Raw genomic sequence first — 12,517 nt, 5'->3', positions numbered from 1 at the left:
GTCGGTGTGACTGTCACCCCTGTTGTCCGCAGCGGCCGGAAAGGTTCACGGCCGGAAAGGTTCACGGGCCGAAGGATTCATGGGCCGAAGGATGCACGGGTACGGCCACGGGCCGCAGTCGGGCGGCGGCGGGCCTGCCGACATGGGCCCGCCGCCGCACTTCCGTGTTCCGCCCTTCCGTGTTCCGTGCGGCCCGTCAGCCGCGTCCCGGCCGCAGGGAACGCAGCATCCCCAGCGCCCGGCCCTTCAGCCCGCCGCGTCGCGCGGCAGGCTGCGGGATCTCGTCCGGGTCGCGTGCGGGCATGGGGACGACGGCCCCGGCCGGGACCTCCGCGTCGATGAGCGCGATCCGGTCCGGGGTGAGCTTCGCGTACAGCGTCGGCTCCACCTCCACCACGAACGCGTCGAAGCCGATGAGGTGCCGGGCCCCGTCCGGGAAGGCGCGCATCGCGGCGCACGCGTCGTACCGCACGGTGATCTGCCCGTCGGGTGTGACCAGGGTGACGGCCTCCGGCCCGACGGCCAGGCTCACGGTGTGGTCGCCCCGTGACCGGTGAACGGTGCTCGCCGGGGCGGGGTCCACCGGGGCCGACCACTGCGGGGCCTCGGTGAAGCCCGCCCAGTCCACGGGCCGCCCCGGTACCTGGATCAGGGCGGAGGCGCGCAGTTCGCGGGCCACGTCGCGCAGGTCCTCGACGGTGACGGCGGCCAGTTCGGCGCGATGTTCGTCGGGGGTGAGGTTGGCGTGTCCCGTCAGTACGTTCAGCGCGTGCGAGGGCAGTGAGGCCGCGCCGAGGTCCGGGGTCTCGTACTGCTTGAGGCGTTTCGCCCGGGCCGAGTCCAGCTCGGCCTGCCCGATCGTTCCGGCACACAGCCGTGCCAGTACGTCGATGAAGCCGCCCACCACCGCGTCCTGCTTCTGGGGGAGCGCGTCCGCGTAGGCGGTGATGGTCGCGTGGTCGTTGTCGCGCGGGTGGTAGCCGCAGTCGGCGGCGTAGGAGTAGCCGCCCTTCTGCCGCAGGTCCGTGTAGAGCGCCCGGCCCAGCACGTCCGCGAAGAGGGACGCCGCCGAACTGCGCCGCACGATGCCGTCCAGCACCACTCCGCCGCTGCCGCCCGTGATGTAGGCAGGAGTGACGGGCAGGGCCGAGGACGGTGCGGGCAGCGGCTGCCTCCGGCCCGCCGGCAGGGTCAGGTCCAGCCCCTCGGGCACGGTGTCGCCGGTGATCCACAGAGTCGCGTTGTCCCGGGTGAACCAGGTCCTGGCCCAGTCGCGCACCGCGTCGGCCGTCAGGTGCAGCGTGCCGTACTCCGGGTAGCTGACGAGCCCGTAGCCCCGGGCCCCGTAACGCCACAGTGGCAGGGAGTGGTTGGGGCCCCGGCTGCGGCCCGCCTGCTCGGTCCGCAGGATCTCCCGCTCGGTGGCGAGTCGTTCGACCGGCAGGTCCCGCAGGGAGGCGCAGACTCCGTTGAGGTAGGTGACGACCTCCTCGGTGGTCCCGGACACCACGAAATGGGTGTGGGTGGCGGCGGTGGAGCCGTTGTAGTGCAGGTCCGAGACGCCGTGCCGGTGCAGTGCCAGGTGCTCCACGAGGTGGGTGAGGCCGGCCGTGGCCAGCGTCTCGTCCGCCGCCCCGACCCGGAAGTACAGCCCGGCGGTGACCGGGCCGCCGGACGTGGGAGCCAGCAGGGTCGGGATGTGGTCGACCTCGGTGGCGGTGATGAGCCCGCGTTCCGGGGGAGCGGGGACGCTCGCGGGCCGCGCGGTGGCGGTGGGCCCGTCGGTCTGCTGTGTCATCGTCGGTCAGCCCTTCGCCATGGCGCGTCTGCGGTGCTTGAGGAACTGCACTTCCCGGTCGCCCCAGTAACCCCACGGGGTCTCGGTCGCCTTGTCCCCGAGCGTGCGGAAGTACGGGGCCGCCTCCCGGTAGTGACCGCCCAGGCTCAGGGCCCCGGCGAAGTCGTTGTGGTCGCCCACCCAGTGGAAGCCCGGCCGGTAGTCCGGGTGCCGTACGGAACGGTCGGCGGCCGCCAGGATGTCGTCGCGCACCTCGGCCGGGCGCAGGTAGTCGCCCGGCCCGCCGTCACTGGCGTCCAGCCAGCGTTCCAGATGGGCCTGCGCCACCAGCCGTCCCGCGTGGCTTCCGGCGGGAGCCGCGTCCATGCACGCCCGCGCGAAGCCGAACGCGTCCTCCCACCGGCCGCCCCACTTGGGGCACAGCTGCTGGAGCAGCAGAATCTGCCCCTGGATGTGGTGCGGGTGATGCTCCGCCAGCCGGTCGTACCGCCGTCGCGCCTCGCTCGCCCCGAGTTCCAGCCCCCGGGCGGTCGTCAGCCGGGACGTCCAGGCGAGGGCGTACGCCGGCTCGTCGGCGCACACGCCGATCAGCAGCTGTTCGGCACGCCGCAGCCAGGCGTGGAACGTCTGGAACTGATCCCGCGACACGTGCTCCGCCGTGTACGAGCTGCGGATGTCCCAGCCCACGACGATGTAGCGCGCGGCGAGCAGCGTCCGGGCCAGGGGGGACCCGTGGTCGGCCACGACGCGTTCAAGGAAGCGTTCGGAGGAACTGAGGTCGGCGACGAGGTTCGCGGCCACGGCACGCTCGTCCTCGTCGTCCAGGAAGTCGAAGTACGCCTCCACGGTGTCCCAGTCGTTCCCGCGTACGGCGGTGCGGAGGTCCACGAGGGAGGGGATCTGGCGGCAGAGATCGAACTCCGCGCGTATCAGGTCGGGGGCGGGGGTCGAAGACACGTCGGTCCTTGGGTTCTGGCAGCGGACGCGACCGGTGGGGGGCCGGGCGCACGAAGCGCGCGGCGTGTCGGCGAACGGACAGGTGACGGCGCTGGGCGCGGTCGAGGCGGTGGAGGTGATCGTGGTGATCGAGGTGATCGAGGTGGGGGTGATCGGAACGGGAGGCTAGCACCCGGCGCGCCGACTGCGCCGGGGAGTTTCCCGCAGCCGCCGGGCCTTCCGCAGGCCCGGCGTCCGCGTCGTGGCGGTCTTGCCGGGACCCGAAAGGCAGGGCTCGCGTCGTGGCGGTCTTGCCGGGACCCGAGGGGCAGGACCGCCCCCGGTCCCGGCCGACCAGTACCTCCTTCTCCACCGACTCCTTGTCCAGGGCGCGTGAGGCGGCCGGACAGGGGCGAACGGGGAGCGTCCTGATCACGCGTCCTGCGGATACCAGCGCAGCTCGACCGTGTTGCCGTCCGGGTCGAGCACGTAGACCGAGGTGGCCGAGCCCCGCGCCCCGAAGCGGGGGACCGGGCCCTCCTTCACCGTGAACACCCCGGAGTCGATGACCTCCTGCCAGTCGAGCGGGTCGACGACGAGGCAGATGTGGTCCACGTTCGACTCGCCGCGCGGACGGTCGAGCAGGTCGATGATCGTGGTCGGGCTGACCCGGACCGAGGGGAACGGCACCTTGCCCGCCCGCCACTCCTCGACCCGTACGGGCTCCAGCCCCAGCGGCCCGCAGTAGAACGCGATGGCCCGCTCTACGTCCCCGACGTTGAGGACGAGGTGGTCGAAGGCCTTGACCCGCACGGTCGGCGGTATGGACATGGCTCAGGCCTCCGACGCGTACGTGACGAAGTCGGCCCAGGCGGCCGGGGTGAAGCCGAGGTGCGGGCCGTGGGTGGGGAGTTGCTTGGAGTCGCGTACGTGGATGGTGGTGGGGGCGGCGGCGACCTCGACGCAATCAGGGCCGTCGTTGGTGCTGTAGCTGCTCTTGAACCAGGTCAGATCGGTGCTGTTCACGTCTCTCCCGGTGGGCTCAGGTCTGTGAGGTGTACGTGACGAAGTCGGCCCAGGCGGCCGGGGTGAAGCCGAGGTGCGGCCCACCGGCGGGGAGTTGCTTGGAGTCGCGTACGTGGATGGTGGTGGGGGCGGCGGCGACCTCGACGCACTGAGGGCCGTCGTTGGTGCTGTAGCTGCTCTTGAACCAGGTCAGCTCGGTGCTGTTCATGTCTCTCCCAGCAGTTTCTCGATGAATTCTCGTGACAGCCGAGGAGTGAGGGCCTGTGACCGGATCAGGTTGTACCGCATCTCCAGGATCTGCACCTCGCGCGGGTTGGTGATCAGCCCGCTGATGAGCTGAACCTCGTTGTGCCCGACCGTCTTTCCGTCCTTGAGCTTAATCACCTCGTGCGAACCGCCCAGGCCCGCGTGCTCCTCCGCCTCCATCGGCATGACCTGGATCTCGACATGCCGCAACTGGCTCAGCTCAAGCAGGTGTTCGAGCTGGCGGCGTAGGACCATTCTGCCTCCGGTCCGCCTGCGCAGGGTCGACTCCTCCTGGACGAAGGTCAGCAGCGGCGCGGGCCGTCGGTCGAAGACCACCTGTCGGGCCATGCGGGCCGTCACCAGACGCTCGATGTCTTCCTCGCTGTACGCGGGGCGCCGCTCGCGGTACAGGGCACGTGCGTACTCCTCGGTCTGGAGCAGACCGTCGATCACCCCATTCGCGTACGAGCCGATCTCGACAGCCTCCGCTTCCAGCTTCGCCAGGTCGCGTACCTTCCTCGGGTAGCGGGCCTCCGCGACGTCCTGCTTCATCGCCGCGATCTTGCCGCCCGCGCCCACGGCGTCATCGGTGCGGTCCAGGAACTCCGGCTTCGGGATGCGTCGGCCGCCCTCGACCTTGAAGACCAGGTTCTCGCTGTACCCGATGGCCGTTCCCAGCTCGGCGGCCCGCAGTCCGGCCGACTCCCGCCAGAGCTTGATCTGCCGGCCGACCGCCGCGATGACCGCCCCGGAGTCGTCCTCCAGGCCGAAGTCCCGGTCCTCGTCGTCCCCGTCGAGCGCCGTGCGGTCCTCGCGGTCCTGGTTGTTCACGTCAGTCATGCGGCAGAAGCCTCCACCCGTGTCCGTGTGCCGGACGTGTACGGCGGGGACGGGGCCCGGTACACCGGGGACAGTCACTGTCCGTACGCGCGTCAGTGCTTCTCAGAGTAGATACGTCCGGCCACTCTGAGTGACATGAACCAAAGAATCACCCAACCGAGGGCTCGCACCGGACAGTTCACCGTCCAGCTCTCCGCCACCCGCCGTGGCGCCCGGCTCGCCCGGCTGCTCGCCACCGAACAACTGCGCTCCTGGGGTCTGCCGCTGGAGGACGCGGGGCTCGTCATCGGCGAGCTGGCGACCAACGCGGCGCTGCACGGGTACGTCCCGGGGCGGGACTTCCGGATCCTGCTCAGCGTCTACGACGACATCCTGCGGATCGAGGTCGTCGACACCCGGGGTGACCGGGACCCGGTGAAACGGGACCCGGCCGCCGACTCGGAGAGCGGGCGCGGGCTGTTGCTCGTCGAGGCGTTGTCGGTGCGGTGGGGCACGGAGCACGGGCCGTTCCCGCGCAAGACGGTGTGGGCGGAGGTGGCTCTCACCGGATCGTGACTACCGCGACCCGGTGAGCCGCGATCCGGTGAGCCGGGATGCGGGTGGCCGCGACGCGGCGGACCGCGTCGCGGCCACCCGCGACGTAAAAGCTTTTCAGTACGTGGCTTTGAGTACGGGGGAAATAACCCAACCAAACCCGACCCTGAGCGGGCCAGTGGCTACCCCCGGGCGCGCGGGCGCATGAGCGCGCGTACGCGTCGTCACTCACATGGGTGAAGTGTGCCAACCGGGCTGGATTTATGACCTGTTGGCGGGCATATGCTCACGCTGACCACCACCCCAGACATGAGACGGCCCCCGGCCGGGACTGGCATCCCGATCGAGGACCTGACCACCGAGGAAGTAGGAGCTTCCCGATGGATACCCAGCAGGTTAGCGCGCCCCCGCGCGCCCCGTCCGCCGGTGTCGTACACATCAACATCCGGCTCACCGACGGCTTCTCGATCATCTCCAACCGGCTCTCCCAGCACCGGGGCATGTCCCTGCTGGCCATCGGCCTCGGCACCCACATCCAGTCGCTGCCCGCCGGGAGGCGCATCGGCGTCAAGGCGCTCGCCGCGATCTTCCCGGAGAGCGAGTCGCGCATCGCCGCCGCGCTGCGGGAGTTGGAGCACCACGGGTTCCTGCGCCGCATCCGCGAGCGCGTCCAGGGCGGGCGGATGACCACGCGTACGGAGTCGTACAACCACCCGGAGGCGGCTGCCGGGCGGGCGGGGGCCGAGGCTGAGGAGACCTCAGCGGCGGCTCCTGCCCCTGCTCCCGCTCACCCCGCCCCCGCTCCCGCGCCGGAGCCGCCCGTACGGGAGGCGGTGCCCGATCCCGCGCCCGCACCGTCACCGGAACGCGAATTCGCGCCCGAGCCAGAGCCAGAGCCCGCGCCCGAGCCCGCGCCAGCGCCCGAGCCCGCACCCGAGCCCGCACCCGCACCGGAACGTGAATTCGCACCCGCACCCGCACCCGAGCCCCGGCTCGTGCCGGTGCCCGCCGCGCCCAAGCCGCCGCCCCCGCCGTTGCCCTTCCCCCGCAGGCCCAGCGCCGCGCTGTTCGACGAGGCCGCCCGCCTCCTCGCGGGGCTCCAGGTCTCCGCGCCCCTGTTCGTCCTCTCCGAGGTGGACGTGGAGCGGCTCACCCCCGGCGTCGCCGCCTGGCTGGAGCGGGGCGTGCGGCCGGACGTCGTGCGGGGCGCGCTCACCGACGATCCGCCCGTGCCCCTCCGGCACCCGGCGAAGCTGCTGCGGCACCGGCTCATCGCCCTCCTTCCGCCGCCCCCGCCCGCCGCCGTGCCCGTCGTGCCGCTCCAGAACTGCGACGCCTGCGACCGGGCCTTCCGGTCGTCCGTGCCGGGGTGCTGCGGAGAGTGCCGCGACGTCCGCGCGTACGCCGATGACTTGCCGTGCCTGCTCGACGCGTGATCACGTGATCAGCCGATGCGGTCGCAGATGCTGTCCGTCGCGACGACCGGGCCCGTCACGGTCTTGGCTCCCGTCGGGCTGATGCGGATCGTGTAGACGCCGTCGACGACGTACATCCCCCGTGCGAGGTTGCCGTTCCCGACGCCCAACAGCACCGGGCCCGCCACGCGCCAGAACTGGGCCCCGGAGGCGTACACGTCGACCACGGCGGAGCCGCTCACGTCGGCGTCGTAGTGGGCCCCGGTCTCCTTGTTCGTCACCCGGACCACGAGGTCGCCCTTGTACGCGCTCCGCGTCACGCCCTCGGCGGGCGGCGGCAGTTCGCGCCGTACGACCTCGTCCACGACCGGCTCGCCGTGGATGGCGAACGCGCACCGCTCGCCCGCCGCGACGTCCCAGGGGGCCGAGGGGGCCGGTTCCCAGCCGGATCGTTGCGGAGGGGCGGTGGCCGGGGCAGCCGCCGCAGGGACCGTGCCGAGTGTCACCAGGGCCGCGCAGGCCGTGCCGAGAGCGCCGAGAGTGGTACCGCGCATGAGAACTCCCCATGAGTCAGAGGTCGGGATCGCCGGAGCCCCGAGCATGTCCCTGGCCGCTGACCAAAAGCTCACCACGACGCGGCCGAGCCGAGAGCCTGGGGGCGAAGGCGGTCCGTGCGTTCCCCTGCTTTTTCCCCGCGCGCGGTGCGTTGCCCCGCGTTCAGCCGTGGTCGCCGCGGTGATGGTCCACGAGGCGGGTGAGCAGGTCGATCAGATCCCGTCGGTCGGCTGCGGGCAGGGGGGCGAGGAACTCGTCCTGTGCGGCGGCGAGCAGCCCGTCGAGGTGGGTGAGTTCCCTCCGTCCCGCCGGGGTGAGGGTGATGACGTTGCGCCGGCGGTCCTCCGGGTCGGGTGCGCGCTCCAGGAGCCCCCTTTCGGCCAGGTCGTTGACCGTCGCCACCATGTCGCTGCGGTCGATGCCCGTGCGGCGGCCGAGGTCGGCCTGGCTCGACGGGCCGTACTCCTCCGCCGCCGCCAGCAGGGCGTAGTGGTAGCGCCGGGCGCCGGCCGGGTCAGCTCCCGGTCCACGATCCGGTTCGCGGCCAGTGCCGCCTGGTTGACCAGCCTGCTCGACAGCGCGCGCAGCCGCTGCGGCGTCCCATGTTCCGTGTCCACCGACGCAATGTAACAACTCGTTGGCCGAACCCACGATCAGGCGTACGGTGGGTCAAGCCAACGTTGGTTCCACCAATGAATATCGAAGGTGCCACCATGATCAAGCCGTTCCGCATCGACGTTCCCCAGGCCGACCTGGACGACCTGAACGACCGGCTCCTCCGCACCCGCTGGCCCAACGAGATCGCCGACGCGGGGTGGGACTACGGCTTCCCGCTGGCGCGGCTCAAGGAACTGGCCGACCACTGGCGCACCGGGTACGACTGGCGTGAGCACGAGGCCGCGCTCAACGAACTTCCGCACTTCACCACCGAGATCGACGGCCAGAACGTCCACTTCGTCCACGTCCGGTCCCCGAGACCGGACGCACTCGCGCTGATACTCACCCACGGCTGGCCCGGGTCCTTCCTGGAGTTCCTCGACGTGATCGGGCCGCTGGCGCGCGACTTCCACCTGGTGATCCCGTCCATCCCGGGCTACGGCTTCTCCGGACCGACCCACGAGCGCGGCTGGGACATGGTCCGGATCGCACGGGCCTGGGCGGAGCTCATGCGGCGGCTCGGGTACGAGCACTACGGCGCGCAGGGCGGTGACTTCGGTTCGGGCATCTCCATGGCGCTCGGAGCGGTGGCGCCCGAGCAGGTGGTCGGCGTGCACGTGAACTACCTGCCGACCCGGCCGGACCCGGACGCCGGCGTCGACCTGTCCGATGAGGACGAGGCCCGGCTGGACAAGGTCAGGCGCATGATGGCGCACCGTCCGCCCTACCAGGCCCTCCAGTCCGCCACCCCGCAGACCATCGGCTACGCGCTGACCGACTCGCCGGTCGGCCAACTGGCCTGGATCGCCGAGCGCTTCGCCCAGTGGGCCGACCCCCGTACGCCGATCAGCGACGAGCGGATGCTCACCGACGTATCGCTGTACTGGCTGACCGCCACCGCGGCCTCCTCGGCGCGGCTGCACCGGGAGGCGGCGCGGCGGACCGAGCCGTGCCCGGTGCCGGTCGGCGTGGCGGTGTTCGCCCACGACATCACGCAGTCGGTGCGACCGTTGGCCGAGCGGCTGTACGACATCAGGCACTGGTCGGAGTTCGACCGCGGCGGTCACTTCGCCGCGATGGAGGTGCCGGAGCTGTTCGCCGAGGACGTCCGGGACTTCTTCCTCAACCGCCTCGCGTAGCGACCGGACTTCTTCCTCGCTCGTCTCACGCGGTGATCGTCGGGGCGTCGGATCGGAGGGGTGGCCCCGGGGCCGGGGCGGCTGGATGCTTTCCCGATGGAATTCCAGTTGCTCGGGCCCTTCGTCGTCCTCCACCGGGGGCGGACCGTACTCGCGGGCCTGCGCCGTCAGGAGCGGTGCCTGCTGGCCGTCCTCGCGCTGGAGGCGGGCCGGGCCGTTCCGACCGGCAGGCTCATCGACCTGCTCTGGAACGGCGAGGCCCCGGCCGGGGCCCGGTCCACCGTGCACACGTACGTCGGCAGGCTGCGCGCCGCCCTCGGGCCCGACGGCGTACGGCTGGAGACGCGGAACGACGGCTACGTCCTGCGCCCCGACGGTCACGAGATCGACGCCCGCGCCTTCGAGGACGCCGTGCGCGACGCCTCGGCGGCCGTGGACGACGAGGAGCGGGTGCTCCGCTACGACCGGGCGCTGGAGCTGTGGCGGGGGGAACCGCTCGCGGACGTCGCGGACGAGGCCCTGCGCGACCGGATCGGCCGGCCGCTCGCCGCGCTGCGGCTGTCGGCGGCGGAGGAGCGCGCCCGGCTCCTCCTCTCGCTGGGGCGGCACGAGCGCGTGGCCGCCGAGCTGCCCGCGCTCGCCGAGGAGCACCCCGAGCGGGAACGCCTCGTCGCGGACAGCATGGTCGCCCTGCACCGCAGCGGACGCTCGGCGGACGCGCTCGGGCTGTACAGGGCCACGTGCGACACCCTGCGGTCCGCCTTCGGCGCCGAGCCGGGGCGGGACCTGCGGACCCTGTACGACCGGGTACGCCGGGACGACCCCGACCTGCGGCGGCCCGCGCCACCCAGGTACGCCGTACGGGTGCGGGGGGTGTGGCTCCCGTGGAACACCAGCGGGGACCCCGCCCTGGAGTTCTGCAACACCTACGCCGGGTGGGGCGGCGCGCGGCTGCCCGGCTCCGAGTGGCTCCCCGGCTACCGCTCGCTCGCGATCTGGGCCGGGCACCTGGACCTCCTCGACGACCGTACGGTCACCCGGCTGCTGCGGAGGGCGGAGGAGCGGCCCGAGGAGGCGAGCGCCGCACTCGCCGGCGCGCGGGAGTTCCGGAGCGCGTTGTACGGCTGTCTCACGGAGGAGCGGGGCCAGGGCGACGACGGGGCGTTCGCCCGGGTCGCCGAGGTGGCCCAGGAGGCCATGCGCCACGCGGTCTTCGTCCGGGGCGACGACGGCCTCGGGCGCTGGAGCCCGCACCCTGATTCCGGGCCCCGGCTCCCGCTGTACGCCGTGGCCCAGCGCGCCGCGGACCTGCTCGCCGCCCCCCGCCGCCTCACCGTCCGCGTCTGCCCGGGGAAGGGCTGCGGGTGGCTCTTCCTCGACGCGGGCGGGCGACGCCGCTGGTGCAACATGGGCGTCTGCGGGCGGGCGGGGGCGGGCGCGGAGGGCCCGTCGTGAAAAAGACGCGGGCGGTGTGTCGATCCGGGCCGGTCCCGATCGTCGTCATGGTGTAAGCAGCCCTGAGGCTGGGACCACACAGGCGACACAGGCGACACAGGCGAGAAGGAGCCGACCATGAAGTACATGCTGCTGATCCACAGCGGGGCCGTCGACGAGCAGGGCGGTGCGCCCGAGTGCACCGTCGAGGACTGGATGGCCTACGACAAGGCCGTACGCGACGCCGGAATCCACGTGTCCGGGGAGTCGCTGGCCGACCTGGTGACCGCGACCACCGTGCGGGTCTCGCCGACGGGGGAGCGGACCGTGACGGACGGGCCGTTCGCCGAGACGCGGGAGCTGCTGGGCGGGTTCCTCGTGATCGACGTGCCCGACCTCGACGCCGCCCTCGACTGGGCCGCGCGCTGTCCCGGCTCGCGGGACGGCGGCTCGGTCGTCGTCCGGCCGGTCGCGGACTTCGGGGCCTGAGAGCCGTGGCGGGCGAGGGCGTGCCCCCGGGGGAGGGCGAGTCCCCACGGGAGGAGTCCCCACGGGAGGAGCCCCCGGGCGAGGAGCCGTCGGGGGAGGGGCTCTCGGGGGAGGGCGTTTCCCCGCGCGAGGGCCGGGTGGTGGCCGAAGCCGTCGAGGCGGTGTTCCGCGAGGAGCGCGGGCTGCTGCTCGCCTCCCTCGTCCGCCGGTTCGGCGACCTCGACCTGGCCGAGGAGGTGACGTCCGAGGCGATCGAGGCCGCCCTGCGGCACTGGCCCGCCGAGGGCGTCCCCGCCCGCCCCGGGGCCTGGCTGCTGACGACGGCGCGGCGGCGGGCGGTGGACCGGCTGCGGCGCGACCAGGCGTACGCGGCCCGGCTCGCCGTCCTCCAGGCCGACGCGGAACGGGCCGAGGCCGTCGCCCCCGTGACCGACACCGCAGCGATCGGCGAACTCCCCGACGACCGGCTCCAGTTGTTCTTCACCTGCGCCCACCCCGCCCTCGCCGCCGAGGACCGCACCGCACTGACCCTGCGCTGCCTCGCCGGGCTCACCACACCGGAGGTGGCGCGAGCGTTCCTCGTGCCGACGGCGACCATGGCCCAGCGCATCGTGCGGGCCAAGAAGAAGATCCGCGAGGCCCGGATCCCGTTCCGGGTGCCCGGCCCCGACGAACTGCCCGAGCGGCTGCCCGGCGTCCTCCAGGTCCTCTACTCGGTCTTCACGGAGGGGTACGCGGCCAGCTCGGGGCCACGTCTCCAGCGGCTCGACCTGGCCGAGGAGGCGCTCCGGCTGGCCCGGATACTGCACCGGCTGCTGCCCGCCGAGCGGGAGAGCGCCGGGCTCCTCGCGCTGCTGCTCCTCGTCCACGCCCGGCGCGACGCGCGGACCGGACCGGAGGGCGAGCCGGTGCTCCTGGCGGACCAGGACCGGGGCCGCTGGGACCGGCCGATGATCGAGGAGGGCCGCGCCCTCGTCGTCCGGGCGCTGACCGGCGGGCCGGCCGGGCCCTACGGGGTGCAGGCCGCCATCGCCGCCCTGCACGACGAGGCGGCGGACGTGGCGGCCACGGACTGGCCGCAGATCGTGGCCCTGTACGACGTGCTCCTCACGCTCACCCCGTCCCCCGTGGTGGCGTTGAACCGCGCCGTGGCGGTGGCGATGCGGGACGGGCCGGGCGCCGGTCTCGCGCTGCTCGACGCGTTGGCGGGGGAGCCCCGGCTGCGGGGGTACCCGCCGTACGTCGTGGCGCGGGGGGACCTGCTCGGCCGGCTGGGGCGGGACGTGGAGGCCGCCGAGGCGTACCGGGAGGCGCTGGCGCTCGCGGGGACCGAGCCGGAGCGGGCCGCGTTGCGCCGGAAGCTGGGGGAGTAGCTGGGGGAGTAGGGGAGCCCGCTGTCCGCGGAACGGCGGGCCGCCCTTCGCGTACCCGTAGCAGCACCACCGCGC

The 12,517-nt window shown here is 72.8% G+C and carries 13 protein-coding genes and 1 pseudogene; 6 read left to right on the top strand and 8 right to left on the bottom strand.

The features are described from left to right. Positions 1-196: 196 nt before the first annotated feature. The 6 genes from AC3CH1_RS09480 to AC3CH1_RS09455 form a co-directional block, all read right to left on the bottom strand. Positions 197-1,798, bottom strand: coding sequence for a M16 family metallopeptidase (locus AC3CH1_RS09480; RefSeq protein WP_488462518.1), 1,602 nt, complete (start codon positions 1,796-1,798; stop codon positions 197-199). A gap of 6 nt (positions 1,799-1,804) precedes the next feature. After that, complete coding sequence (locus tag AC3CH1_RS09475; protein ID WP_488462517.1) at positions 1,805-2,755, bottom strand: hypothetical protein; 951 nt, start codon at positions 2,753-2,755, stop codon at positions 1,805-1,807. A 411-nt stretch (positions 2,756-3,166) separates the two neighbouring features. Continuing rightward, entirely contained in the window at positions 3,167-3,565 is a 399-nt protein-coding gene (locus AC3CH1_RS09470) for a VOC family protein (RefSeq protein WP_488462516.1), read from the bottom strand. A 3-nt stretch (positions 3,566-3,568) separates the two neighbouring features. After that, positions 3,569-3,760, bottom strand: a complete 192-nt coding sequence (locus AC3CH1_RS09465) for a DUF397 domain-containing protein (protein WP_488462515.1) — start codon at positions 3,758-3,760, stop codon at positions 3,569-3,571. A 16-nt stretch (positions 3,761-3,776) separates the two neighbouring features. After that, entirely contained in the window at positions 3,777-3,968 is a 192-nt protein-coding gene (locus tag AC3CH1_RS09460) for a DUF397 domain-containing protein (protein WP_488462514.1), read from the bottom strand. Then, positions 3,965-4,846, bottom strand: a complete 882-nt coding sequence (locus tag AC3CH1_RS09455) for a helix-turn-helix domain-containing protein (RefSeq protein ID WP_488462513.1) — start codon at positions 4,844-4,846, stop codon at positions 3,965-3,967. The genes AC3CH1_RS09460 and AC3CH1_RS09455 overlap by 4 nt, the downstream gene beginning before the upstream one ends. Before the next feature lie 135 nt (positions 4,847-4,981). On the opposite strand from AC3CH1_RS09455, the gene AC3CH1_RS09450 reads away from it, so the two are divergent. Then, the gene (locus AC3CH1_RS09450) at positions 4,982-5,401 is read left to right on the top strand and encodes an ATP-binding protein (protein WP_403903300.1); all 420 of its coding nucleotides are present in this window, start codon (positions 4,982-4,984) and stop codon (positions 5,399-5,401) included. Between the two features lie 359 nt (positions 5,402-5,760). Beyond that, complete coding sequence (locus AC3CH1_RS09445; RefSeq protein WP_488462512.1) at positions 5,761-6,816, top strand: hypothetical protein; 1,056 nt, start codon at positions 5,761-5,763, stop codon at positions 6,814-6,816. A gap of 8 nt (positions 6,817-6,824) precedes the next feature. Here the strand turns inward: AC3CH1_RS09445 and AC3CH1_RS09440 are convergent, their stop codons facing one another. After that, positions 6,825-7,349: a hypothetical protein gene (locus tag AC3CH1_RS09440; protein WP_488462511.1), complete on the bottom strand. Its 525-nt coding sequence runs from the start codon at positions 7,347-7,349 to the stop codon at positions 6,825-6,827. A gap of 163 nt (positions 7,350-7,512) precedes the next feature. Beyond that, positions 7,513-7,967, bottom strand: a pseudogene (locus AC3CH1_RS09435) (MarR family winged helix-turn-helix transcriptional regulator). A gap of 96 nt (positions 7,968-8,063) precedes the next feature. Between AC3CH1_RS09435 and AC3CH1_RS09430 the strand changes: the two are divergent. The 4 genes from AC3CH1_RS09430 to AC3CH1_RS09415 all read left to right on the top strand — a co-directional run bounded on the left by AC3CH1_RS09430 (position 8,064) and on the right by AC3CH1_RS09415 (position 12,442). After that, positions 8,064-9,146 carry an epoxide hydrolase family protein gene (locus tag AC3CH1_RS09430; RefSeq protein WP_488462510.1) on the top strand — a complete coding sequence of 361 codons (1,083 nt, stop codon included), beginning with the start codon at positions 8,064-8,066 and terminating at the stop codon, positions 9,144-9,146. Positions 9,147-9,242: 96 nt separating this feature from the next. Next, the gene (locus tag AC3CH1_RS09425) at positions 9,243-10,601 is read left to right on the top strand and encodes a BTAD domain-containing putative transcriptional regulator (RefSeq protein ID WP_488462509.1); all 1,359 of its coding nucleotides are present in this window, start codon (positions 9,243-9,245) and stop codon (positions 10,599-10,601) included. A gap of 117 nt (positions 10,602-10,718) precedes the next feature. Then, positions 10,719-11,069, top strand: coding sequence for a YciI family protein (locus AC3CH1_RS09420; RefSeq protein ID WP_030084361.1), 351 nt, complete (start codon positions 10,719-10,721; stop codon positions 11,067-11,069). 137 nt (positions 11,070-11,206) lie between these two features. Further along, the gene (locus tag AC3CH1_RS09415; protein WP_488463456.1) at positions 11,207-12,442 is read left to right on the top strand and encodes an RNA polymerase sigma factor; all 1,236 of its coding nucleotides are present in this window, start codon (positions 11,207-11,209) and stop codon (positions 12,440-12,442) included. Positions 12,443-12,517 lie beyond the last annotated feature (75 nt).

The sequence above is a fragment of the Streptomyces sp. MGP-P1 genome (assembly GCF_057766565.1).
This window is presented reverse-complemented; position numbering and strand designations above follow the sequence as displayed.

What these genes read in the sequence shown, in the direction of transcription:
- AC3CH1_RS09480 (WP_488462518.1), bottom strand. Translation starts at nt 1,798, where the DNA reads ATGACACAGCAGACCGACGGGCCCACCGCCACCGCGCGGCCCGCGAGC.
- AC3CH1_RS09470 (WP_488462516.1), bottom strand. Translation starts at nt 3,565, where the DNA reads ATGTCCATACCGCCGACCGTGCGGGTCAAGGCCTTCGACCACCTCGTC.
- AC3CH1_RS09460 (WP_488462514.1), bottom strand. Translation starts at nt 3,968, where the DNA reads ATGAACAGCACCGAGCTGACCTGGTTCAAGAGCAGCTACAGCACCAAC.
- AC3CH1_RS09455 (WP_488462513.1), bottom strand. Translation starts at nt 4,846, where the DNA reads ATGACTGACGTGAACAACCAGGACCGCGAGGACCGCACGGCGCTCGAC.
- AC3CH1_RS09450 (WP_403903300.1), top strand. Translation starts at nt 4,982, where the DNA reads ATGAACCAAAGAATCACCCAACCGAGGGCTCGCACCGGACAGTTCACC.
- AC3CH1_RS09445 (WP_488462512.1), top strand. Translation starts at nt 5,761, where the DNA reads ATGGATACCCAGCAGGTTAGCGCGCCCCCGCGCGCCCCGTCCGCCGGT.
- AC3CH1_RS09440 (WP_488462511.1), bottom strand. Translation starts at nt 7,349, where the DNA reads ATGCGCGGTACCACTCTCGGCGCTCTCGGCACGGCCTGCGCGGCCCTG.
- AC3CH1_RS09430 (WP_488462510.1), top strand. Translation starts at nt 8,064, where the DNA reads ATGATCAAGCCGTTCCGCATCGACGTTCCCCAGGCCGACCTGGACGAC.
- AC3CH1_RS09425 (WP_488462509.1), top strand. Translation starts at nt 9,243, where the DNA reads ATGGAATTCCAGTTGCTCGGGCCCTTCGTCGTCCTCCACCGGGGGCGG.
- AC3CH1_RS09420 (WP_030084361.1), top strand. Translation starts at nt 10,719, where the DNA reads ATGAAGTACATGCTGCTGATCCACAGCGGGGCCGTCGACGAGCAGGGC.